The 19,570-nt window shown below is 69.1% G+C and carries 17 protein-coding genes; 3 read left to right on the top strand and 14 right to left on the bottom strand.

Annotated elements, in window-relative coordinates; genetic code table 11:
* From JQX13_RS36175 to eno, 5 genes are all read right to left on the bottom strand, one after another.
* Window positions 1–1,137, bottom strand: a complete 1,137-nt coding sequence (locus JQX13_RS36175; protein WP_203403991.1) for a tetratricopeptide repeat protein — start codon at window positions 1,135–1,137, stop codon at window positions 1–3.
* A gap of 18 nt (window positions 1,138–1,155) precedes the next feature.
* On the bottom strand, window positions 1,156–2,199 hold the full coding sequence (locus tag JQX13_RS36170) for a hypothetical protein (RefSeq protein WP_203403990.1): 1,044 nt from the start codon (window positions 2,197–2,199) through the stop codon (window positions 1,156–1,158).
* Window positions 2,200–2,308: 109 nt separating this feature from the next.
* Window positions 2,309–3,199, bottom strand: coding sequence for a LysM peptidoglycan-binding domain-containing M23 family metallopeptidase (locus JQX13_RS36165; RefSeq protein WP_430384112.1), 891 nt, complete (start codon window positions 3,197–3,199; stop codon window positions 2,309–2,311).
* 2 nt (window positions 3,200–3,201) lie between these two features.
* Window positions 3,202–3,996, bottom strand: a complete 795-nt coding sequence (gene surE / locus JQX13_RS36160; RefSeq protein ID WP_203403989.1) for a 5'/3'-nucleotidase SurE — start codon at window positions 3,994–3,996, stop codon at window positions 3,202–3,204.
* 30 nt (window positions 3,997–4,026) lie between these two features.
* Window positions 4,027–5,322, bottom strand: coding sequence for a phosphopyruvate hydratase (gene eno / locus JQX13_RS36155; RefSeq protein WP_203403988.1), 1,296 nt, complete (start codon window positions 5,320–5,322; stop codon window positions 4,027–4,029).
* Window positions 5,323–5,419: 97 nt separating this feature from the next.
* Here eno and JQX13_RS36150 point away from each other — a divergent pair, with 97 nt between their 5' ends.
* On the top strand, window positions 5,420–6,484 hold the full coding sequence (locus tag JQX13_RS36150) for an ADP-ribosylglycohydrolase family protein (RefSeq protein ID WP_203403987.1): 1,065 nt from the start codon (window positions 5,420–5,422) through the stop codon (window positions 6,482–6,484).
* Between the two features lie 99 nt (window positions 6,485–6,583).
* Here JQX13_RS36150 and JQX13_RS36145 read toward each other — a convergent pair whose 3' ends face one another.
* The 4 genes from JQX13_RS36145 to JQX13_RS36130 form a co-directional block, all read right to left on the bottom strand.
* Window positions 6,584–6,763, bottom strand: a complete 180-nt coding sequence (locus JQX13_RS36145) for a hypothetical protein (RefSeq protein WP_203403986.1) — start codon at window positions 6,761–6,763, stop codon at window positions 6,584–6,586.
* Window positions 6,764–7,147: 384 nt separating this feature from the next.
* Entirely contained in the window at window positions 7,148–7,573 is a 426-nt protein-coding gene (locus JQX13_RS36140) for a type II toxin-antitoxin system RatA family toxin (protein WP_203403985.1), read from the bottom strand.
* Between the two features lie 27 nt (window positions 7,574–7,600).
* On the bottom strand, window positions 7,601–8,566 hold the full coding sequence (gene glpX, locus JQX13_RS36135; protein WP_203403984.1) for a class II fructose-bisphosphatase: 966 nt from the start codon (window positions 8,564–8,566) through the stop codon (window positions 7,601–7,603).
* A 39-nt stretch (window positions 8,567–8,605) separates the two neighbouring features.
* Entirely contained in the window at window positions 8,606–9,007 is a 402-nt protein-coding gene (locus JQX13_RS36130) for an acyl-CoA thioesterase (RefSeq protein WP_203403983.1), read from the bottom strand.
* 95 nt (window positions 9,008–9,102) lie between these two features.
* On the opposite strand from JQX13_RS36130, the gene JQX13_RS36125 reads away from it, so the two are divergent.
* The gene (locus JQX13_RS36125) at window positions 9,103–10,725 is read left to right on the top strand and encodes an alkaline phosphatase family protein (RefSeq protein ID WP_203403982.1); all 1,623 of its coding nucleotides are present in this window, start codon (window positions 9,103–9,105) and stop codon (window positions 10,723–10,725) included.
* A gap of 9 nt (window positions 10,726–10,734) precedes the next feature.
* On the opposite strand, the gene nadC is transcribed toward JQX13_RS36125, so the two are convergent.
* The 4 genes from nadC to JQX13_RS36105 all read right to left on the bottom strand — a co-directional run bounded on the left by nadC (window position 10,735) and on the right by JQX13_RS36105 (window position 17,667).
* Window positions 10,735–11,577 carry a carboxylating nicotinate-nucleotide diphosphorylase gene (nadC, locus tag JQX13_RS36120; RefSeq protein ID WP_203403981.1) on the bottom strand — a complete coding sequence of 281 codons (843 nt, stop codon included), beginning with the start codon at window positions 11,575–11,577 and terminating at the stop codon, window positions 10,735–10,737.
* Between the two features lie 23 nt (window positions 11,578–11,600).
* Window positions 11,601–15,329, bottom strand: a complete 3,729-nt coding sequence (locus JQX13_RS36115) for a valine--tRNA ligase (protein WP_203403980.1) — start codon at window positions 15,327–15,329, stop codon at window positions 11,601–11,603.
* A gap of 91 nt (window positions 15,330–15,420) precedes the next feature.
* Window positions 15,421–16,728: a response regulator gene (locus JQX13_RS36110; protein ID WP_203403979.1), complete on the bottom strand. Its 1,308-nt coding sequence runs from the start codon at window positions 16,726–16,728 to the stop codon at window positions 15,421–15,423.
* 123 nt (window positions 16,729–16,851) lie between these two features.
* Window positions 16,852–17,667, bottom strand: a complete 816-nt coding sequence (locus JQX13_RS36105; protein WP_203403978.1) for a chemotaxis protein CheW — start codon at window positions 17,665–17,667, stop codon at window positions 16,852–16,854.
* Window positions 17,668–17,713: 46 nt separating this feature from the next.
* On the opposite strand from JQX13_RS36105, the gene JQX13_RS36100 reads away from it, so the two are divergent.
* Entirely contained in the window at window positions 17,714–19,090 is a 1,377-nt protein-coding gene (locus tag JQX13_RS36100; RefSeq protein WP_203403977.1) for a GGDEF domain-containing response regulator, read from the top strand.
* A 6-nt stretch (window positions 19,091–19,096) separates the two neighbouring features.
* Here the strand turns inward: JQX13_RS36100 and JQX13_RS36095 are convergent, their stop codons facing one another.
* The gene (locus tag JQX13_RS36095; protein ID WP_203403976.1) at window positions 19,097–19,489 is read right to left on the bottom strand and encodes a demethoxyubiquinone hydroxylase family protein; all 393 of its coding nucleotides are present in this window, start codon (window positions 19,487–19,489) and stop codon (window positions 19,097–19,099) included.
* Window positions 19,490–19,570: the final 81 nt, after the last annotated feature.

The following is a 19,570-nucleotide window of genomic DNA, read 5'->3' as shown; positions in this document are numbered from 1 at the left end:
TCAAGGGCACTTCTTGAGCTTCACCCCGCTGCTGGCGATCCGGTTGCACACGGTGGTCACGATGGCCTCGTCCTCGAGCTCCCGGGCGAGGGCCGCCGTGCGCAGTTGTAGCTCCAGGTCCTTCGCGTGGTCCGGCTCGGCGCTGAGGTTGGAGAGGATGCGCAGGGCGTCCGGCTTGCGCCCGAGCGTGGAGAGCAGCTCGGCCAGCGCGGTGAGCTCGTGCACGTCGGAGCCGGAGACGGACTCGAGCGCCTGCCCCAGTTGCTCCTCGGCGGCCTGACGCTCGTTGCGCCCCAGGTGGAGGCGCGCCATGGCCACGTGGACGACGGCCCGGTCCTTCACGCGCAGGGACTCGCGGTACGCCGCGAGCGCCTCCTGCGGCTTGTCCAGCTTCGTGTAGATCTCCCCAACGAGCTCCCACAGCGTGGGATCCCTGGGCGATTTGCTGGCGGCCTCACGGTAGGACGCGGCGGCGGGAAGGAGCTGGCCGTCGCGCACCTGCTCGTCGCCGAGCGCGGTGAGCAGCTCGGGGGTCCGCACGCCCTTCCCCACCCAATCTCCCAGGAGCAGGAGGGCCTCGGCGCGGCGCCCCTCTCCCGTGAGCACCTCGACGGCGCGCAGCACGAGGGGGCTCTTGCTGGCATCGGGGCTGGCCTCGGCGGCGAGGACGAAGTGCTTCACCGCGGCATCCTTCTCGCCGCGCTTCACGTGAATCTCCGCGAGTTGCTCGAGCGCGTTGAAGTCCTTGGGGTGGAGGGCGAGGGCCTTGTTCAGGGCGCTCCGGGCCTCGTCGAGCTTGCCGAGCTGGGCCTGGATGAAGCCGAGCCGGCTCCAGTTGGTGGAGCGCTTGGAGTCGCGCGTGAGGGCGAGCTCGAACTGGGCAGCGGCCTCGTTGAGACGGCCCATGGACAGGTAGACCTCTCCGATGGCCGCGGGCAGGCGGGGATCATCCGGAGAGAGCTCCTTCATGGTGTTGAAGGAGGTCAGGGCCTCCTCGAACCGGCCCTGGAGGTAATCGGAGGTGCCCTTGACGTAGTAGCCCTCGGCCTGCTCCTTGGGGCCAGGCTGTGAAGGACGCTCCTCGCAACCAGCGGCGAGGAGGGCGAGCAGCGGCAGGACACGCCAGCGCGAGTGCATGTGCGGGAGACTCCGGGCTCAGAAGTGCCAGGCGATGCCGGCGTTGAGGTCGAGGTTGAGACCACTGCCGAGGCCCCCGTCGGTGAGACCGAGCATGGCCTGGGCGATGTTGGTGGAGGCCTCGAGCTGGAGCCCGAGGTGGCCGATGATGAGGTACTCGAAGCCGACGAAGCCGATGACGGTGGGGAGCGGGCCGGTCTGCCGGAAGATGCCGAACTCACCGAAGGACAGCTGCACGCCGAGCCCCAGCCCCCAGTACGGTCGGAAGGGACGCTCGACGTTGTGGTAGTGGCGCAGGCCGAACACGCTGGGCAGGATGCTGAGGCCGCCCTTGCGGCCCTCTTCCGTGGAGGTGACGTAGGAGAAACCCACCTGCCCGAAGACGACCCACTCGGGATGGAACTGGAAGCCGAGCTCCACGTCGCCGCCGGGGTTGAACGTGGAGAGGCTGGTGATGGCGCTGTTGCTGAACCGCAGGCCGACGAGGAACGAGCCCGCTCCGGGATCCTTCGTCGCGACGGCCGGAGATTCCCCGGCCTCCTGCCCCTCCTCATCCGGAACGAGCGTGGCGAGGAGCTGGTCCGCGATCGACACGGCGGCACGAGGCAGGGCCTCCCTGGCGGACACCTCGATGCGAGGCCGACGCAGGGCTCGACCACTCTCCGCGTCCACGACGCTGCTCGTGAGCACGTAGCGCGAGCCGAAGCCATCGAGCCGGCCGGTGATGATGTAGCGCGCCCTGGTGGAGCCAGGGGTGCCCGGAGTGGCTTCGTCGCAGGGGTCCTCCGCGCAGTCTCCCGCGACGCGCACGGCCGCCTGATCCGACGTGGTGGACACCGCGAGCTGGGGAGACTCGGCGAGCCGGCTCACCATGAGCGCCGTCACGCCCGGCGCCTGGTCCCGGGCCTCTTCGTTGGACTCCAGGGGCAGGAAGGTGACGACGAGAACCTGTGAGGGAGCCGCCTCCGAGGGCGTCGCGGTCTCCGGTTCCGCGGAGGACGACTGCGCCCGGGCAGCCGGGACGAGCAGAAGGGCGAGGAGTAGCGGCGAGAGACGGCTCACGGGGCCGCCACTCTAGTACCAGACAGCCTAACGTGGAGCGGGGAGAGAGGCCACGCGCGGCACACCTGCTCGCCCGGTCTGCCACCGGGCCCCGAGGCCCACCAGGGCCTCACGAGGAGGGCAGCGGACCCAGATAGTCGAGGGGGTCCACCGGCTTGCCGTCGACACGGACCTCGAAGTGGAGCTGCGGACCACTCGTCTTGCCGGACTCGCCCACGGTGGCGACGACCTGCCCGCGCCGCACCTTCTGGCCGGTGCGCACACGCAGGTCGCGGTTGTGCGCGTAGAGCGTGATGAGCCGGTCCGAGTGCCGGATGATGACGATGAGGCCGTAGCCGCGCTGCTCGCCCGCGTACAGCACCACCCCTTCCTGGGCGGTCTTCACCGGGGTACCCACCGGCACGGCGAGGTCGATACCGTCGTGAGGCTCGCGTCCCTTCTTTCCGAAACGGGCGTACAGCACACCCCGCAGAGGCCAATCCAACATCCCCTTCGTCTCCGGCTCGGGGCGCGCAGGCGCTCGCTGGGAAGCGGGCCGGGGCACCTGGCGCGACGGAGCCGTGACGACGACCGGAGCCCTGGCCGGAGTCCTGGACGGGGGTGACTTCACGTCCCGCGCCGGAGTGGGAGAGGATTCGGTGGCCACCGGAACCAGCCTCTCGATGCCGGGGATGATCAACTCCTGGCCGACGGCCAGGGTGCGCGGATCATCGATGCCGTTGGCCTCGGACAGCTCCTGAACGCTGATGCCGTAGTTCCGGGAGATCCGATACATCGTCTCGCCGGGAGCCACCTTGTGCCGGACGGAGACGAGCTCCGGCTCGGGGTGGGGCTCGCGCAGTTCCCCGAGGATGACGGGGGGCGGCGGCTCGGAGACGAGCTCCAGGGAGGAGGGACGGGTGGCAGCGGACGTCGGCCCCACCGCGCAGCCGGTGGCACCGAGAAACGCGAGCAGCAGGAACAACGCCGGCCGCGCCTGGATGACACCCGCCACCGCCAACCTCAGTCGCCTCCCCTGCCCACATCGAAACGTGGGAAGCCCTCGAGGTTCCAGCTCATCAGCGCCGTCATGGCCTGGGTATCGGTGCGCTCGAAGTTGAGCGGCGTCACCGAGATGCGGCGCTCCAGGTGCACGACGTTGCAGTCACTCCCGGGGATGTCCTCGTGCTCATACTCGTTGCCGCCGATCCAGTAGTACTTGCGACCGCGCGGGTCCTCCTTCTCCACCACGTTGTAGCCGTACGAGTGCCGGCCCAGCCGGGTGATGGCATAGCCCGCGGGCTCACCGCGGGGGACGTTGACGCTGAGCAGCATCCGCGGGGGCAATTGGGGCTGGGCGAGCGCCGCCGCCACCAGCGAGCGGGCGAACCGGGCCGCGTGCTGGAAGTCGAACGGCGCGCGCGACACCAGGCTGAAGGCAATCGACGGGATGCCCAGCAACGCCGACTCGCGGGCGGCGGCCACCGTGCCCGAGTAGTTGACGTCGTCGGCCAGATTGGCCCCGTGATTGATGCCGGACACCATGAGCTGCGGGCGATCATCCTTCAAGAGATGGTTGAGCGCCAGATAAGCGCTGTCCGCCGGGGTACCGTCCACGGCGAACCAGCGCTCACGCACCTCGGTGAGGCGCAGGGGGCGGTGCAGGGAAATGGCGTGCGAGGCCGCGCTCTGCTCGCGATCCGGCGCCACCACCCACACCTCCCCCAGCGGGCTCACCGCGTCCACGAGGGCGCGCAAGCCCTCGGAGAAATAGCCGTCGTCGTTGGAGACCAGGATGCGGGGTTTCTTGTCGGCCACGGCTCTTTCTCCCTCTCTTTCGTTCGTTGTCTACTTCGCCCGCAGACCCTTGAGGGCCTTCATGCCGCCGTAACGGGCGCCGGCGCCCAGCTCCTGCTCGATGCGCAGCAGCTGGTTGTACTTGGCGATGCGGTCCGAGCGCGATGCCGAACCCGTCTTGATCTGTCCGCAATCGAGCGCCACGGCCAGGTCCGCGATGGTGGTGTCCTCGGTCTCGCCCGAGCGGTGGCTCATCACCGAGGTGTAGCCGGCCTTGTGGGCCATGCGCACCGCCTCGAACGTCTCCGTGAGGCTGCCGATCTGGTTCACCTTCACCAGGATGGAGTTGGCCACGCCGCCCTGGATGCCGCGGCCCAGGCGCTCCACGTTGGTGACGAAGAGGTCGTCACCCACGAGCTGGATCTTGTTCCCGAGCGCGTCGGTGAGGCCCTTCCAGCCCTCCCAGTCGTCCTCCGCCATGCCGTCCTCGATGGAGACGATGGGGTAGCGCGACACGAGCTGCTGGTAGTAGTCCAGCATGCCGGACCCGTCGAACTCCTTGCCCTCGCCCTTGAGGCGGTACTTCTTCGTGCCCTTGTCGAAGAACTCGCTGGCGGCCACGTCCAGCGCGAGGAAGATCTGCTCGCCCGCCTTGAAGCCCGCCGCGGAGATGGCCTCCATGATGAGCTTGAGGGCCTCCTCGTTGGCCGGCAGGTCCGGGGCATAGCCGCCCTCGTCGCCCACGCCGGTGGCCAGCTTGCGGCCCTTGAGGATCTTCTTCAGCGCGTGGAAGATCTCCGCGCCCCAGCGCAGCCCCTCGGAGAACGAGGACGCGCCCGCGGGCACCACCATGAACTCCTGCACGTCCACGCGGGTGTCGGCGTGGGCGCCGCCGTTGAGGATGTTCATCAGCGGCACCGGCAGGGTGCGCGCCTGGGCACCGCCCACATAGCGGTAGAAGGGAATGCCGAAGGCATCCGCCGCCGCGCGCGCCGTGGCCATGGACACCGCGAGGATGGAGTTGGCGCCCAGCTTGCTCTTGGTGGGCGTGCCATCCATCTCGATCATCTGCATGTCCACGGCGTACTGGTCCGCCGCGTCCATGCCCACGAGCTCGGGAGCGATCGTCTCCATGATGTTGGAGACGGCCTTGCGCACGCCCTTGCCCAGGTAACGGCTCTTGTCATCGTCACGAAGCTCGAGCGCCTCGTGCTCGCCGGTGGAAGCTCCGGACGGCACCGCCGCACGGCCCTTGGCCCCACCCGCCAGAAAGACCTCGGCCTCCACGGTCGGGTTGCCACGGGAGTCGAGCACTTCACGCGCCACGATTTGAGCGATCTCGGTCATAGGCGCGCGGTTCTAGAGGACGCTCCCGTCACTCGCAAGCTTGCTCGTTGGTGGGACTGCTACACTGTCGACCCACCGAAGCCCCCCCGCTCACCTCATGCCCCCCCGCCGCCCTCCCCCACCCGAGCCCGATCTGTCCCCCCACCTGCGTGGCCGGGGCGCGCTCCTGGGGCTCGCCGTGGGCAATGCGCTCGGTGTCCCCTTGAAGACACGGGCCCTCTTCGCCCCCGCCTTCCCCCAGCTCGTGGAGGGGCCCCACCGCAAACTCAAGGGCGGCGGCCCCTTCGAGCTCCGGCCGGGCCAGGTGGGCGAGAGCGGGCAGATGGCGAGCTGTCTGGGCGTGGGCCTGCGCGAGCTGGGGAGCTACGACGCGACCCACATGCTGGGCCGCTACCTCGCCTGGCAGGGCCACGCCGTGGGCATGAGCGATTCCACCCAGGAGGTGCTGACCGAGATGCTCGAGTCCGGCCTGCCCAAGGCGACGGCCGGGCGCCGCGTCTGGCTGCGTGGCATGAGGCGCGTGGCCGGCAACGGCAGCCTCGCGCGCACCGCGCCCATTGGCGTCTTCTTCCACGAGGACACCCAGGCCCGGGTGCAGGCCTCGCTGGCCGACTCCGCGCTCACCCACTTCGACCCACGCTGCCAGCTGGCGTGCGCCGCCTTCAATGGCTCCATCGCACACGCCCTCACCGCGGGCGAGCAGCTCCGCAAGGAGGATCTCCTCACGGCCGCGCTGAGTGGACTCACGGTGGCCAGCGCGACCCTGGGCCGCTCGGCGGCCGAATTCGTCCACGAGGTCTCGACCGCCACCGCCTTCCTCAAGGAGGACCTGGCCGCGGCGCAACGGGATGATCCGATGCTCTACTGGCCGGAGCTGCACATGCTCCGGAAGCAGGACCATGTGCGGGTGGCCTTCCGGCTGGCGTATTGGGAATTGCTCCACGCCCCCAGCTTCGAGGCCGGGCTGGTGGACGTCGTCAACCGGGGCGGGGACGCGGACGTGAACGGGGCCGTCGCGGGAGCGCTCCTGGGCGCATTCCATGGCGAGGACGCCATCCCGTCGGACTGGCGGCACGGGGTGCTGGAGTCCCCGGGCCCGAGCGCGGGAGCCCTCTGGAGCCTCTACCACCCTCGAAACCTGCTGCTGCTAGCACCGGAGTGACGGGCTTATACCCGTGCCAGGAAGCACGAAGCCCGCGTGGAACCGTCCCCGGGAAGGGACGTCCACTGCGGGCCTCGGAAGACGGAGCGGAGCGGTCGCTCAGCCGAGCATGTCGATGATGATGACGCCGCGCTGGGGCTTCTCGTCATCCTCGGCCTCCGACCGGCGCCGGGGGCGCTCCTCGGGCACCGGAAGCGGAATCTCGAGCACGGGACGCTCCCGCTCCTCCCGGTTCCTCTCCCGGCGCTTGATTTCCTCGATGATGAAGGCGTCGAGCATGGGTTCGATTTCTCCCTCAGCCTACGTACCCGGATGTGTACGCCCGCCATCCCGCTCCTGGTTTCCTGCCACCCTATCGGCTTCTGAGTTCTTCAGATGCAAAGTAAGGGCCCTGGTTCCTTTCTGAGTACGTGCCTGCAACCTCGTATGCCTGCCCGTCTACCACCCGACGACCAGACCTGGCGGAAATGTCTGGTAGTCGAAGTGGCCTTGAACCACTGGACGCCGAGAACGTTGACTCGATTGTAATCGAGCCAGCGATCCCCGCAAGCGCTCCAACTCGTAGGAGTCCTGAGCACATCCAATGTCACGGGACCGTCAGGCCCTGGCCCGGCCTCCCGCCTGCCCCCCGGTCGTACCGGGGGGTACTTGCCAGATGGCGGACTAGGCGCCCTCGGCCCGGCGCTTGAAGGCCTCCAGCATCTTCGGCAGCGACTGCTCCACCAGCCCGTTGATGATGGCCTTGGGCACCAGGGGCCCCAGGGCCATGTCCACCGTGTAGGTGGCCTTGGTGCGACCCTCGCCCTCGGGCTCGAGCACCCAGCTGCCCTGGTTGTCCTTCATCACCTCGCCCTCGACGAAGGTCCAGGACATCCGCTTGGGCCGCTCCTCCTTGGCGAGGAGGGTGTAGTGGATCGTCTTCACGATGTTGACTTCGTAGTGGAGCTTGACCTCGTTGCCCTTGCGGTCCGAGGTCCGGAGCTTCTTCACCTCGGGGATGAATTCCGCGTAGTGATCATAGTCGACGATGACGTCGAAGACCTTCTCCGGGGGAGCGTTGATGACGATGGAGCGAGTGGCGCCAGCCATGGTTCGTACCTCCGCAATCGGGGTTGCCTAGAAGTTGTAACCCGGTTTCTGGTCGAACCGGTGCCGGGATTGAACGAAGCGCACCGTGCCGGTCTTGCTACGCATCACCACCGAGTGTGTCTCGCAACCACTGCCGAAGAAGCGCACACCGCGCAGGAAGTCGCCCGTGGTGACGCCGGTGGCGGCGAACATCACCTCGCCGCCGGCCAGCTCCTCGGCCGAGTAGATCTTCGAGATGTCGGAGATGCCCATGCGCCTGGCGCGAGCGATCTCATCGTTGTTGCGGGGCACGAGCCGGCCCTGCATGTCACCGCCCACCGAGCGGATGGCCGCGGCGGTGATGACGCCCTCGGGAGCGCCGCCGATGCCCATCAGCACGTCCACGCCGGTGTCCTCGAAGCAGGTGGCGATGCCGCCGGCCACGTCCCCGTCCTCGATGAGGCGGATGCGCGCGCCCGCGGCTCGCACCTCCTTGATGAGGTCCGCGTGCCGCTCACGGTCGAGGATGACCACCGTGAGGTCCGACACGTAGACCCGCATCTTCTCCGCGATGGCGTGGAGGTTCTCGGTGGGGCTGCGGCGCAGGTCGATGGCGCCCTTGGCGCGCGGGCCCACGGCGATCTTCTCCATATAGGTGTCCGGCGCGTTGAGCAGATTGCCCTTGCTGGCCATGGCCACCACGGAGATGCCACCCGGCCGGCCGTAGGCGCACAGGTTGGTGCCCTCGAGCGGATCCAACGCGATGTCCACTTCCGGATCCTCCGGATTGCGCCGGCCCACCTTCTCGCCGATGTAGAGCATGGGGGCCTCGTCGCGCTCGCCCTCTCCGATGACCACCGTGCCGTTGATCTGCAGGGCGTCGAAGGCCTTGCGCATGGCGTCCACGGCGACCTGATCCGACTCGTTCTTGTTGCCGCGGCCCATCAGACGGGCGGAGGCGATGGCCGCCATCTCGGTGACGCGCACGGCCTCCATTGCCAGGTTGCGATCCATTGTGGGTGTCTCCTTGAAACGCTGGGAAGAAGTGGGAACTCAGGGCGCTTCCTGCAACATGCGCACGATGGCTTCCGGCAGACGGGTGGGCTTGCCTTCGCGGCTCACACAGGCATGGACGGTGCGCCCCGTGCACAAGGGGATGTCCGGGCTCCCCTCACGGAAGATCTCGTAGGTGAAGGTCAGTGACACCCTCTTCACCTCGCTGACGAGGGTGCGCACGACCAGCACGTCCTCGTAGCGGGCAGGCGACTTGTAGGAGGCGGTGGCCTCCACCACGGGCAGCATCAGCCCGTCGCGCTCCAGCTCGCGATAGCTGCCGCCACGCGCGCGGAAGTACTCGCCACGTGCCAACTCGAAGTAGCGGAAATAATTGGCGTGATACACGACCCCCATCTGGTCCGTATCGCCGTAGATCACTCGAACGCGTGCCTCGACCATGAGTCGCGGCGACCGTAACAGGGCAGTGTTCGACCGGAAAGCGTGACGCTCGGGAGTTGGTTGCTTCTGAGCACGAGGCATGGAGGATCGAGGCCATGTTCCGCTTCCGCGCCCTCCCCTTCCTGCTGCTGCTCATCACCCTGCCCGCGCTGGCGAAGCCGCCCCGGCTGACGCTCTTCATCACCGTGGACGCGCTGGGCTCGGATCTCCTGCTGCGCACCCGGCCACGCCTCAAGGGAGGGCTGCGGCAGCTGACCGACTCGGGGGCCTTCTACCCGTACGCTCGCTATGACTACGCCAAGCCGCGCACCGCGCCCGGCCACGCCACGTTGGCCACCGGGGCAAATCCCTGGCGCCACGGCATCGTGGACAACCGGATCATCAACCGGGCCACGGGCAAGCCGGAGCGCGTCTTCCCGGATCCCTCGCACCCGGTGCTGGAGGCGCCGCTCTCCCAGGAGGACGTGAGCCCCGCCAACCTCCTGGCGGAGACGGTGGCGGACAAGCTCCGGCTCGCCACGCAGGAGCAGGGCAAGGCCATCGCCCTCTCGGGCAAGGCGCGCTCGGCCATTCCACTGGCCGGCAGACTCGGCCAGGCCTACTGGTACGACGAGACGGTGGGGAAGTTCGTCACGGGGACCTGGTACACGAAGGAGCTACCCGGCTGGTTGAAGACCTTCAACGCCGCCAACCCGCCCGATGCCTGGTTCAGCAAGACGTGGGAGCCGCTGCTGCCACGGACCGGGTACATGGGAGAGGATGACCGGAGCTACGAGGGCGAGTTCTACGGGCTGGGCCGCACCTTCCCCCATCCGCTCACGGGCGGCCTCACCGCCCCCGGCCCCCTGTCGTACTCCGCCTTCGCCATCTCCCCCCTGTCCCTGGACCTGATGGTGAAGGCCGCCCGGGCCGCCATCGAGGGCGAGAACCTGGGCAAGGACGAGGTGCCGGACCTGCTCGCGGTGAGCTTCAGCGCCACCGATCGCGTCTTCCACCAGTACGGCCCCAACTCGTGGGAGATGCAGGACACGTTGTACCGGCTGGACAAGGCGGTGGGCGACCTGGTGGCCCTGGCCGAGCGCGCCGCGGGAGGACGGGCCAACCTCCTCGTGGTGCTCACGGCGGACCATGGCGGCGCGGCGGTGCCCGAGCAGTGGGCCGCCTCGGGAGTGGCCGCCGAGCGCGTGAATCCCGCCGCGCTCTCCAAGCGGCTGACCGAGGCGCTGCGCGCGCAGTTCGGCGGGGACATCACCGCCACCATCGAGGAGCTGGACGTGTACCTGGGTGGCAAGACGCTGGAGGGCGGCAAGGTGGACGGAGCGGCGGTACGGAGGGCCGCGGCGACCTGGCTGGCGAAGCAGCCCGCCGTCACCCTGGCGGTGGCGAGCGATGACCTCTACACGATGCCGGACGTGGCGGGGCTGGTGGCGCCGCTGCGGCGCGGCTACTTCCCGGGGCGCAGTGGCGACGTGCTCTTCGTGGTGAAACCCTTCCACGTCATCAGCACCGAGTCCGTCGGCACCAACCACGGCACCCCGTATGCGTACGATCAGCTGGTGCCCCTCATCCTTGCGGGCAAGGGGGTGAGGCCGGGCACGTACATGCGGGAGATCAGCACCACGGACGTGGCGCCCACCGTGGCGGCGGCGCTGGAGATGGGCCTTCCCTCGTCCGCCGAGGGAGAGCCCCGCTACGAGGCTCTCGGCGCCGGCCGCTGAGCGGCCGGGCTAATGCGCCTGGACGATCTCCAGGGATAGGTCCATGGCGCGCGCCGAGTGGGTGAGCGCGCCCATGGACACGAAGTCCACACCGAGCTTCGCCAGGCGAGGCAGACGCTCCAGGGTGATGCCGCCGGAGACCTCGAGGGGAATGCGGCCACCGGTCAGCTCCACCGCGCGGCGGATCTGCTCGTCGTCCATGTTGTCGAGCATCACCACGTCCGCGCCCTCCTCGAGCGCGGCGGCGAGCTGGTCCAGGTTGGTGACCTCGATCTCGATCTTCACCAACTGGGGCGCGTTGGTGCGGGCCCGGCGGAGCGCCTCGCGGACGGAGCCGCCCACGGCCGCGATGTGGTTGTCCTTGATGAGGACGCCATCGAAGAGACCGAAGCGGTGGTTGAAGGCGCCACCGGCCTTCACGGCCAGCTTGGACAGCGAGCGCATGCCGGGAGAGGTCTTCCGCGTATCGAGGATCCGCAGCTTCGTGCCGCGCACCGCGGCCATGACCTGCTGGGCCATGGTGGCCATGCCCGAGGTGCGCTGGACGATGTTGAGGGCGGTGCGCTCGGCCGTGAGGAGACCGCGCATGCTGCCACGCACCCGGGCCACCAACGCCTTGGATTGCACCTCCTGTCCGTCGCGCGTGAGGAGCTCGACCTTGGAGGAGGGATCCACGCGCTCGAAGACGCGAGCGAAGGCGTCCAGGCCCGCGATCACGAGCCGCTCCTTGGCGATCAGCTCGGCGGTGCCCTGTGCATCCACGGGGATGAGGGCGTCGGTGGTGATGTCACCCGCCGCCCCGAGGTCTTCCTCGAGGGCGAGCGAGATGAGGCGGTCCAGGAAGGCGTCCATGCGAGTCGCGTCTCCGATTGAGGTCAGCGCCGGGTCTTGGCTACACGGGAAGCCGCCGACTTCTTCCGGGCGGGGGCCTTGCGAACCGCCGGCTTCACCTTCGTCTTGGCCGAGCCCCGGGCAGGCACCTTGGCCTTGGCCGCGGCCTTCTTGGCCGTGACCTTCTTCGCCGCGGCCTTCTTCACTGGCGCCTTCTTCGCCGCGGCGGCCTTCTTCGCCGGAGTCTTTTTTGCCGGAGCCTTCTTCGCCGCGGCGGCCTTCTTCGCCGGAGCCTTGCTGGCGGGAGCGGCCTTCTTCGCCGGAGCCTTCTTCGCTGCGGCCTTCTTCGCCGGAGCCTTGCTGGCGGGAGCAGCCTTCTTCACCGTGGCCGCCTTCTTCGCCGGAGCCTTCTTCTCCGCCGGAGTCTTGATGGGCGTGACCTTGGCCTCGGGCGCAGCCTTGGTCTTCACCGCGCCCTTGGCGATGCCGCCCTTGCGCTCGGGCTTCGCGGGAGCCTGCTCCTCCTCGCTCTCGACGGCCTCCGCCTCGGATGGTTCCTCGCTCTCGACAGTCGCCACCTCGGGCTCGCTCTCCTTGTTCTCGACGGCCTCCGCCTCGGGCTCGCGCGCCTCGCTCTCGACAGCCTCCGCCTCCACCTCGGGCTCGCTCGCCTCGCTCTCGACAGCCTCCGCCTCCACCTCGGGCTCGCTCGCCTCGCTCTCGACAGCCTCCGCCTCCGCCTCGGGCTCGCTCGTCTCGCTCTCGAAAGCCTCCGCCTCCGCCTCGGGCTCGCTCGCCTCGCTCTCGACAGCCTCCGCCTCGGGCTCGCTCGCCTCGCTCTCGACGGCTTCCGCCTCGGCCTTGACGACCTCGCCTTCGACGGCACCCGATTCGGCCTTGACGACCTCGGCCTCGGCGTCCGCCTTCTCGGCCCTGGGCTCAGGGGTGGGCGCGGGCGCCTCGTCCACACGGGCCGGCGTCTCCTGCTCGCTGGCGGGAGTGGCCGCCTCTGGCTCGAGCCGGGACAGGCTGTCCTTCAGCTTGGAGATGCGCGCATCCAACTCCTCGACGCGGGCGCGGTCCTTCTCCACCACGTCCGGAGGCGCCTTGGCGACGAAGTTGGGGTTGTCCAGCTTGCGCTTGATGCCGCCCAGTTCCTGCTCGGAGCGGGTGATCTCCTTGCGCAGGCGCTCGCGCTCGGCGTCCACGTCGATGAGGCCCGCGAGCGGCACGAAGACCTCCATCTGCGGACCCACGAAGGCCGCGGACTGCGCCGGCTTGGGACCCGGAGCCCCGATGCGCAGCTCGCCCAGTCCGGCCAGCGGCATCAGGTAACCGCGCCACCGCTCGAGCAGCTCGCGGGTGCGCTCGTCCGGACTCTGCACGTACGCGGTGATACGGGCCGAGGGCGGCAGGTTGCTCTCGCCGCGGATGTTGCGCAGCCCCTCGATGGCCGCGATGACCGGGCCCATCTCCGCCTCGGCGGCGGCGTCCTCGAGCGACGCGTCCGGCTTGGGATACGGGGAGATCATGATGGAGTCGGCCACCCGCGACATGGGCAGCTTCTGCCAGATCTCCTCGGTGATGAACGGCATGAACGGGTGGAGCAACCGCAGGATGCGGTCCAGGCAGAAGACGAGCACCGCGCGGGTGTTGTCCTTGGCCCGGGCGTCCTCGCCGTAGAGCGCGCCCTTGGAGAGCTCGATGTACCAGTCGCAGAACTCGGCCCAGAGGAACTGGTAGAGCGTGGAGGCGGCCTCGCCGAAGTTGTAGGCCTCCAGCGCCTGATGGGCCTCCACGGTGGCGCGCTGCAGCCGCGAGAGGATCCACCGGTCCGCCAGGGTGAGCTCACGCTCCTTGATGGGGCGCTCGTCCAGCTTGAAGTCGCCCATGTTCATCAGGGCGAAGCGGCTGGCGTTCCACAGCTTGTTGGCGAAGGCCTTGTAGCCGGCCACGCGGTCCAGCGAGAGCTTGATGTCACGGCCCTGCTGGGTGAGCGACGCGAGGGTGAAGCGCAGCGCGTCCGCGCCGTGGGCGGGCATGCCCTGGGGGAACTTGTTGCGCAGGTTCTTGGCGAGCTGCTCCGGCGGGGCGCCCTGGATGATGTCGAGGGGATCGATCACGTTCCCCTTCGTCTTGGACATCTTCTCGCCCTTCTCGTCGCGCACCATCGCGTGCAGGTACACGGTGCGGAAGGGCACGTCCTTCATGAAGTGCAGGCCGAACATCATCATCCGGGCGACCCAGAAGAAGAGGATGTCGTGGCCCGTCTCCATGACGGAGTTCGGGTAGAAGGTCTTCAGCTCGGGCGTCTGCTCGGGCCAGCCCAGGGTGCTGAAGGGCCACAGTCCCGAGGAGAACCACGTGTCGAGCACGTCCGGATCCTGCTCGAGGCGCGAGCCCTCGCACCTGGGGCACTTCTCCGGGGCCGTGCGCGAGACGAGGGGCTCGGCGCGCGAGAAGTCGATGCCACCCGTCGCCTCCAGGCGCGGGCTGCAGTCCACGCAGTACCAGGCGGGGATCTGGTGGCCCCACCACAGCTGGCGGCTGATGGTCCAGTCGTGGATGTTGCGCATCCAGTGGAAGTACGTGTGGGTCCACGACTCCGGGATGATCTTCGTGCGGCCCTGCTCCACCGCCTCGATGGCGGGCTTCGCCAGGGGCTCGATCTTCACGAACCACTGCGGAGACAGGCGAGGCTCCACCACGGTGCCGCAGCGCTGGCAGCCGCCGACGGACAGCTTGTGCGGCTCCTCCTTCTCCAGCAGGCCCTGCGCCGTGAGGTCCTCGAGGACCTTCTTGCGAGCGGCGAACCGGTCCAGGCCCGCGTACGCCCCACCCTCCTGGTTGATGCGCGCGGACTCGTCCAGGACGTTGATCATCGGCAGCTGGTGCCGCAGACCCGTCTGGTAGTCATTGAAGTCGTGGGCCGGCGTCACCTTCACCACGCCGGTCCCGAAGGCCGGATCCACCAGCTGGGCGTCGGCGATGATCGGGATCTCCCGGCCGGTGAGCGGCAGCACCACGCTCTGGCCGGCGAGCCCCAGGTAGCGCTCGTCCTCGGGGTGGATGGCCACGGCGGTATCACCGAGCATCGTCTCCGGACGGGTGGTGGCGACGGTGAGCTTCCGGTCACTGCCCTTCACCGGGTACTGGAGGTGCCAGAGCGAGCCCTGCTTCTCCTCGTGCTCGACCTCCAGGTCGCTGAGCGCGGTGTGGCACGAGGGGCACCAGTTGATGAGCTTCTGGGCCCGGTAGATGAGGCCCTCCTCGTGCAGCCGCACGAAGACCTCGCGCACGGCGGCCGAGACGCCCGGATCCATGGTGAAGCGCTCACGGCTCCAGTCCAGGCTGGCGCCGAGCACCTTCTGCTGCTCGTTGATGCGCTGGCCGTACTTGTTCTTCCACTCCCAGACGCGCTCGAGGAACTTCTCGCGGCCCAGGTCGTGACGGCTCTTCTTCTCCTTCTCCTTGAGCTCGCGCTCCACCACCATCTGCGTGGCGATGCCGGCGTGATCCGTCCCCGGCACCCACAGCGCGTTGAAGCCGCTCATGCGCTTCCACCGGATGAGGATGTCCTGGATGGTCGCCGTGAGCGCGTGTCCCAGGTGCAGGCTGCCCGTCACGTTGGGCGGAGGCAGCACGATGCAGAAGGACGGCTTGTCGGAGGTGGCCTCGGCGCGGAAGTAGTTCCGCTCCATCCAGCAGGCATACCAACGGGCCTCGACCTCCGTGGGGTCATAGGCCTTCGGAAGTTCGGTCGTATCGCTCATGGAAAACGAGAACCGGCCCACGCGGGCCGGTGGAAGGACCGGCCCGACGGGGGCCGGTCGGGGTGTAGAAGCCAGTTACGACGAATCGAGCTCAGTGTTTCGTCTCGCGATCCTTGATCAACCGCTCCAGCTCCTCGCGGATGATCGTCTCGGCCAGCTGGGGAACGACCTCCCAGGCGATCTTCTCGATGACCTCGCGAGAAGCCTTCGAAAGAGCCTCGCGCAGCTGCGCCTCGCCACCATCTGCGGCGGGAGCGTGCCGGGCCTCCACGGCGGGAGCCGGGGTCGGCGCCGCGGGCTCATCGAGCGACAGATCTTCCAGCCCTCCCACCTCGGACACCGGCTCCTCGACGGGAGCGGGCTGGTGGGCAGCGGGTGCCGCACCGAGTCCGAAGGGATCCTTGCCGCGAGCGGCGGGCATCGCTCCGGGAAGGGGCGTGGCACCCGGCGGACGAGGCAGACCCCCGCCCACGGGAGCAGCGCCCGGCCCCGGGGGCATGCCTGGACGCGCCATGCCCGGCGGAGGAACGCCACCCGGTCCCGGAGGCATGCCCGGACGCGCCATGCCCGGCGGAGGAACGCCACCCGGCCCCGGCGGCATACCCGGACGCGCCATGCCCGGCGGAGGAACGCCACCCGGCCCCGGAGGCATGCCCGGACGTGCCATGCCCGGCGGAGGAACACCCCCCGGCCCCGGCGGCATACCCGGACGCGCCATACCCGGCGGAGGAACACCCCCCGGCCCCGGCGGCATACCCGGACGCGCCATACCCGGCGGAGGAACACCCCCCGGCCCCGGCGGCATACCCGGACGAGGACCCGCCCCCGGAGGCATCCCCGGCCCGGGGGGAACACCCGGACGCGCCATGCCCGGAGCGCCCGGCCCTGGCGGAATACCCGGCCCCGGAGGCCGCGGCATGCCCCCCGGACCGGTGGGACCCGCGGCGGGAGGACGCGGCTGGGCGGGGGCGGCGGTCGCGGCGGAACCGGCGATCACCTGCGTGGCGGCGGAAGCGGGCATCGTGTTGGACTTCTGCCCCACCAGCGTCTTCACCTTGTCCAGGAGGACCTGACTCTCGAAGGGCTTGGTGATGTGGTCGTCCGCCCTGGCCGCGCGCGCACGGGCCTCGTCGAAGGCCTCGAAGGTGCCGGCCAGCAACAGCACGGGGATGTTCTGCGTGGCCGGATCGTTCTTGAGCGCCTCGCAGACCTCGTAGCCGTTCTTGCCCGGCATCATCACGTCCGCGAGCACCACGTCCGGACGCAGCTCTCGCGACCGGGTAATGGCGTCCAGCCCGTTGTCGACCGCGGTGACCTGAAAGTCCTCGGTCGCGAAGATCATCCCGATCACCTTGCGGATGGTGAGCGAGTCATCGGCGACCAGCAGATTCTTGGGCATCGGTTCGGGCCTCGGGGGATCCAACCCCCTAGAATTCGGTGAGAAAAGGGGACGCGAAGTCCCACTGTCAGGCCGGGCAGCTTACGGTTCGACACCCGGGCCTTCAAGAAAACAAGCGGAAGCTCAAGAAAACATGCGCCGGAGGTCCAGAAAGAGCACGGGGGCCGACACGCCGGGTGCGGTGAACTCCCCCGGCTCCCCGGCGGGCACGAAGCGCGGATGGACCCCCAGCACCCGGCAGGCACTCAGCCCTAGGCGCCGCCCCTCCACCTCGGCGAGGACGAGGAAGGACTCGGCGGTGGCGGGAGCGGCCCCCAGCAGGGCCGGAGCCGAGTAGAGGGGCCAGAGCGTCTGATCATGGGGCATGACACCGGCGACCGCTCCACTGCGCCCCGGCAGCGCGCTGAAGGCGGGCCCCCGCATCACCACCTGGGAGATGAGGGGAAGCGGGAGACCGAACAACCGCCCCTGCGACTCGAAGACGAGCGAGCGTTCAGGAGTCGACTCGAGCCGATGCACGGGGCGCTCCGGTGGAGGGCTCACGGGGCCAGGCTCGTGCGGCAGCGAGTCGGGGTTGAGCTCCAGGTAGAGCCGCTCCTTGTGGAGCACCGCGCTGCGGCTGAGCGCGGCCAACGTGTCCCCCAACCCCGACGGCAGCAGGAAGTGGGGAGCCGGGGCCACGTCCACCACCTCGACGATCGAGCGGACGCGTACCGCGAGGGAGGGGCTCACGTCGAACACCACGACCATGCCGGGCCCCTGCTCCGGTTCACCCCCGAGCAGCACGGACAGGTCCACCACTTCCTGCACTCCACGCAGGCTGGTCTCATCGGGTCCCGGCGCGGCGACCTCCATGACGGAGGTGGCCTCGACGGAGAAGCGCGTGTCACCCGCTTCCATCAGGAGACAGAGCCGGCGTCCGCTTTCGTAGGGAGGCACGGTGGCAGGCTAGCAGCCCCGGGGCCTTGGTGCTAAGCCCTTCGCGATGGCGCGCCTGCTCCTCGTCGATGACGAAAAGATGGCCAGGACCCTGTACGGGGACTACCTGCGCGGCGTGGGTCACGAGGTCACCGCCGTGGCCACCATCCCGGAGGTCAAGGAGGCGCTGGCCTTCGGCCGCTACGACGTCGTGGTGACGGACCTCATCCTCGCCCAGGGGGACGGGATGGAGGTGCTGCAGCACACGAAGGCGCACTATCCGGGCATCGAAGTGATCGTCATCACCGGCGTGGACAAGGTGGATCCCGCGGTGCGTGCCATCAAGAGCGGAGCCGCCGAGTACCTCGTCAAGCCCGTGGCCCCCGAGGTGCTCCAGCACGCCGTGAACCGGGCACTCGCCACGCGCGCGTTGCTGCAGGAGAACGCCGCGCTGCGCCGGTACGTCTCCTTGTTGGAGACGGGACAGCGGATCTCCACCACGTTGGATCGCATCCGGCTGGCGGAGACCGCTTGCGCCGCCTTCCTCGCCATGAGCTCGGCCAGCGCGGTGATGCTGTTCCAAGCCGATGGCAGCGGCCGGTCACGGCTGCTGGGCACGCAGCAGCTGAACAACCCGGAGCAGGAGGCCGCCCTCATCGCCTTCCTCGCGCCGCGCCTCGGGGAGTCCCGGGAGCTGCGGGTGCTGGAGGGCCTGCCGGGCATCCATCCGCTCGCCCTGCTCGTCCCCGCGGTGGAGGGGGAGGATCTGCTCGGGTACGCCCTGCTCCTCTACCCCGGCTCGCCGCCCGAGGGCATCGCCGAGGCCACGAGCTTCCTCGCCCGCTGCCTGGCGCTCGCCCTGCGCAACCTGGGCCGCATCGCCGAGGTGGAGGACCTGGCCTACCTGGACGACCTCACCCACCTCTTCAACACCCGCTACCTGCACCTGGTGCTGGACCGGGAGGTGAAGAACGCCCAGCAGGCCCACGGCGTCTTCAGCCTCCTCTTCCTGGACCTGGACTACTTCAAGTCCATCAACGACACCCACGGGCACCTGGTGGGCTCGCAGTTGCTGGTGGAGATGGCGCGCGTCCTCAAGGGCTGCGTGCGCGATCGCGACGTGGCGGTGCGTTACGGAGGGGATGAGTACGTGGTGCTGCTGCGCGGCACCGACTCGGGGGGCGCGCTGAAGGTGGCCGAGCGCATCCGGCGCACCGTGGAGAACCACCGCTTCCTCGCGCGCGAGGGGCACTCGTTGTCGCTCTCCACCTGCATCGGCGTGGCCAGCTTTCCCGAGCACGCATTGGACAAGGCCACGCTGTTGGATCTGGCCGACCGGGCCATGTACCGGGGCAAGAAGGGCACCCGCAACGTCGTCTACGTGGCGGCCAAGGACCTGGAGGCCACGCCCCCGGCTCGCCACAGCCAGCCCACCGGGAGCTGAGCCGGGCTAGCGACGCAGCGAGCCCACGGTCAGCCGCTTCGCCAGACCGGGCTCGGTCGACGCGGTACCCTCCTCGCCCTCGCCCACCGCCTCCACGGCCTCGTGCGAGGCGCCGGAGACGATCAGCTGGTACTTCCGCGACATGACCTTGACGTGCTCGGCCTGCGCGGGATCCAGGCGGGCGATGAGCTGCCAGAAGAGCGCGGCGTGCTCGCGCTCCTCGTCCATGATGTGGTGGAGGATGGCCTTGGCCTCCTCGTTGTCCGTGGCGTCGATGTGAGCGGCGTAGAGGTTGATGGCGTCCAGCTCCGACTCCATGTCCAGCCGGATGGCGCGGGCCAGCTCCGAGTCCGTCAACTTCCTGGGAACCATCGAATGGAACGGGTTGGTTTGCGGCATGGAGGCTCTCCGGGGACACACGGCCAGTATGAGCGGACCGTCAGGAAGCCGGGAGCATCCGTGCGCCGGGGGGAGATGGTC

Source organism: Archangium violaceum (assembly GCF_016859125.1).
Classification (GTDB): Bacteria; Myxococcota; Myxococcia; order Myxococcales; family Myxococcaceae; genus Archangium; species Archangium violaceum_A.
Note: the sequence above shows the minus strand (reverse complement) of the source record. Positions and strands in the feature narration are given on the sequence as shown.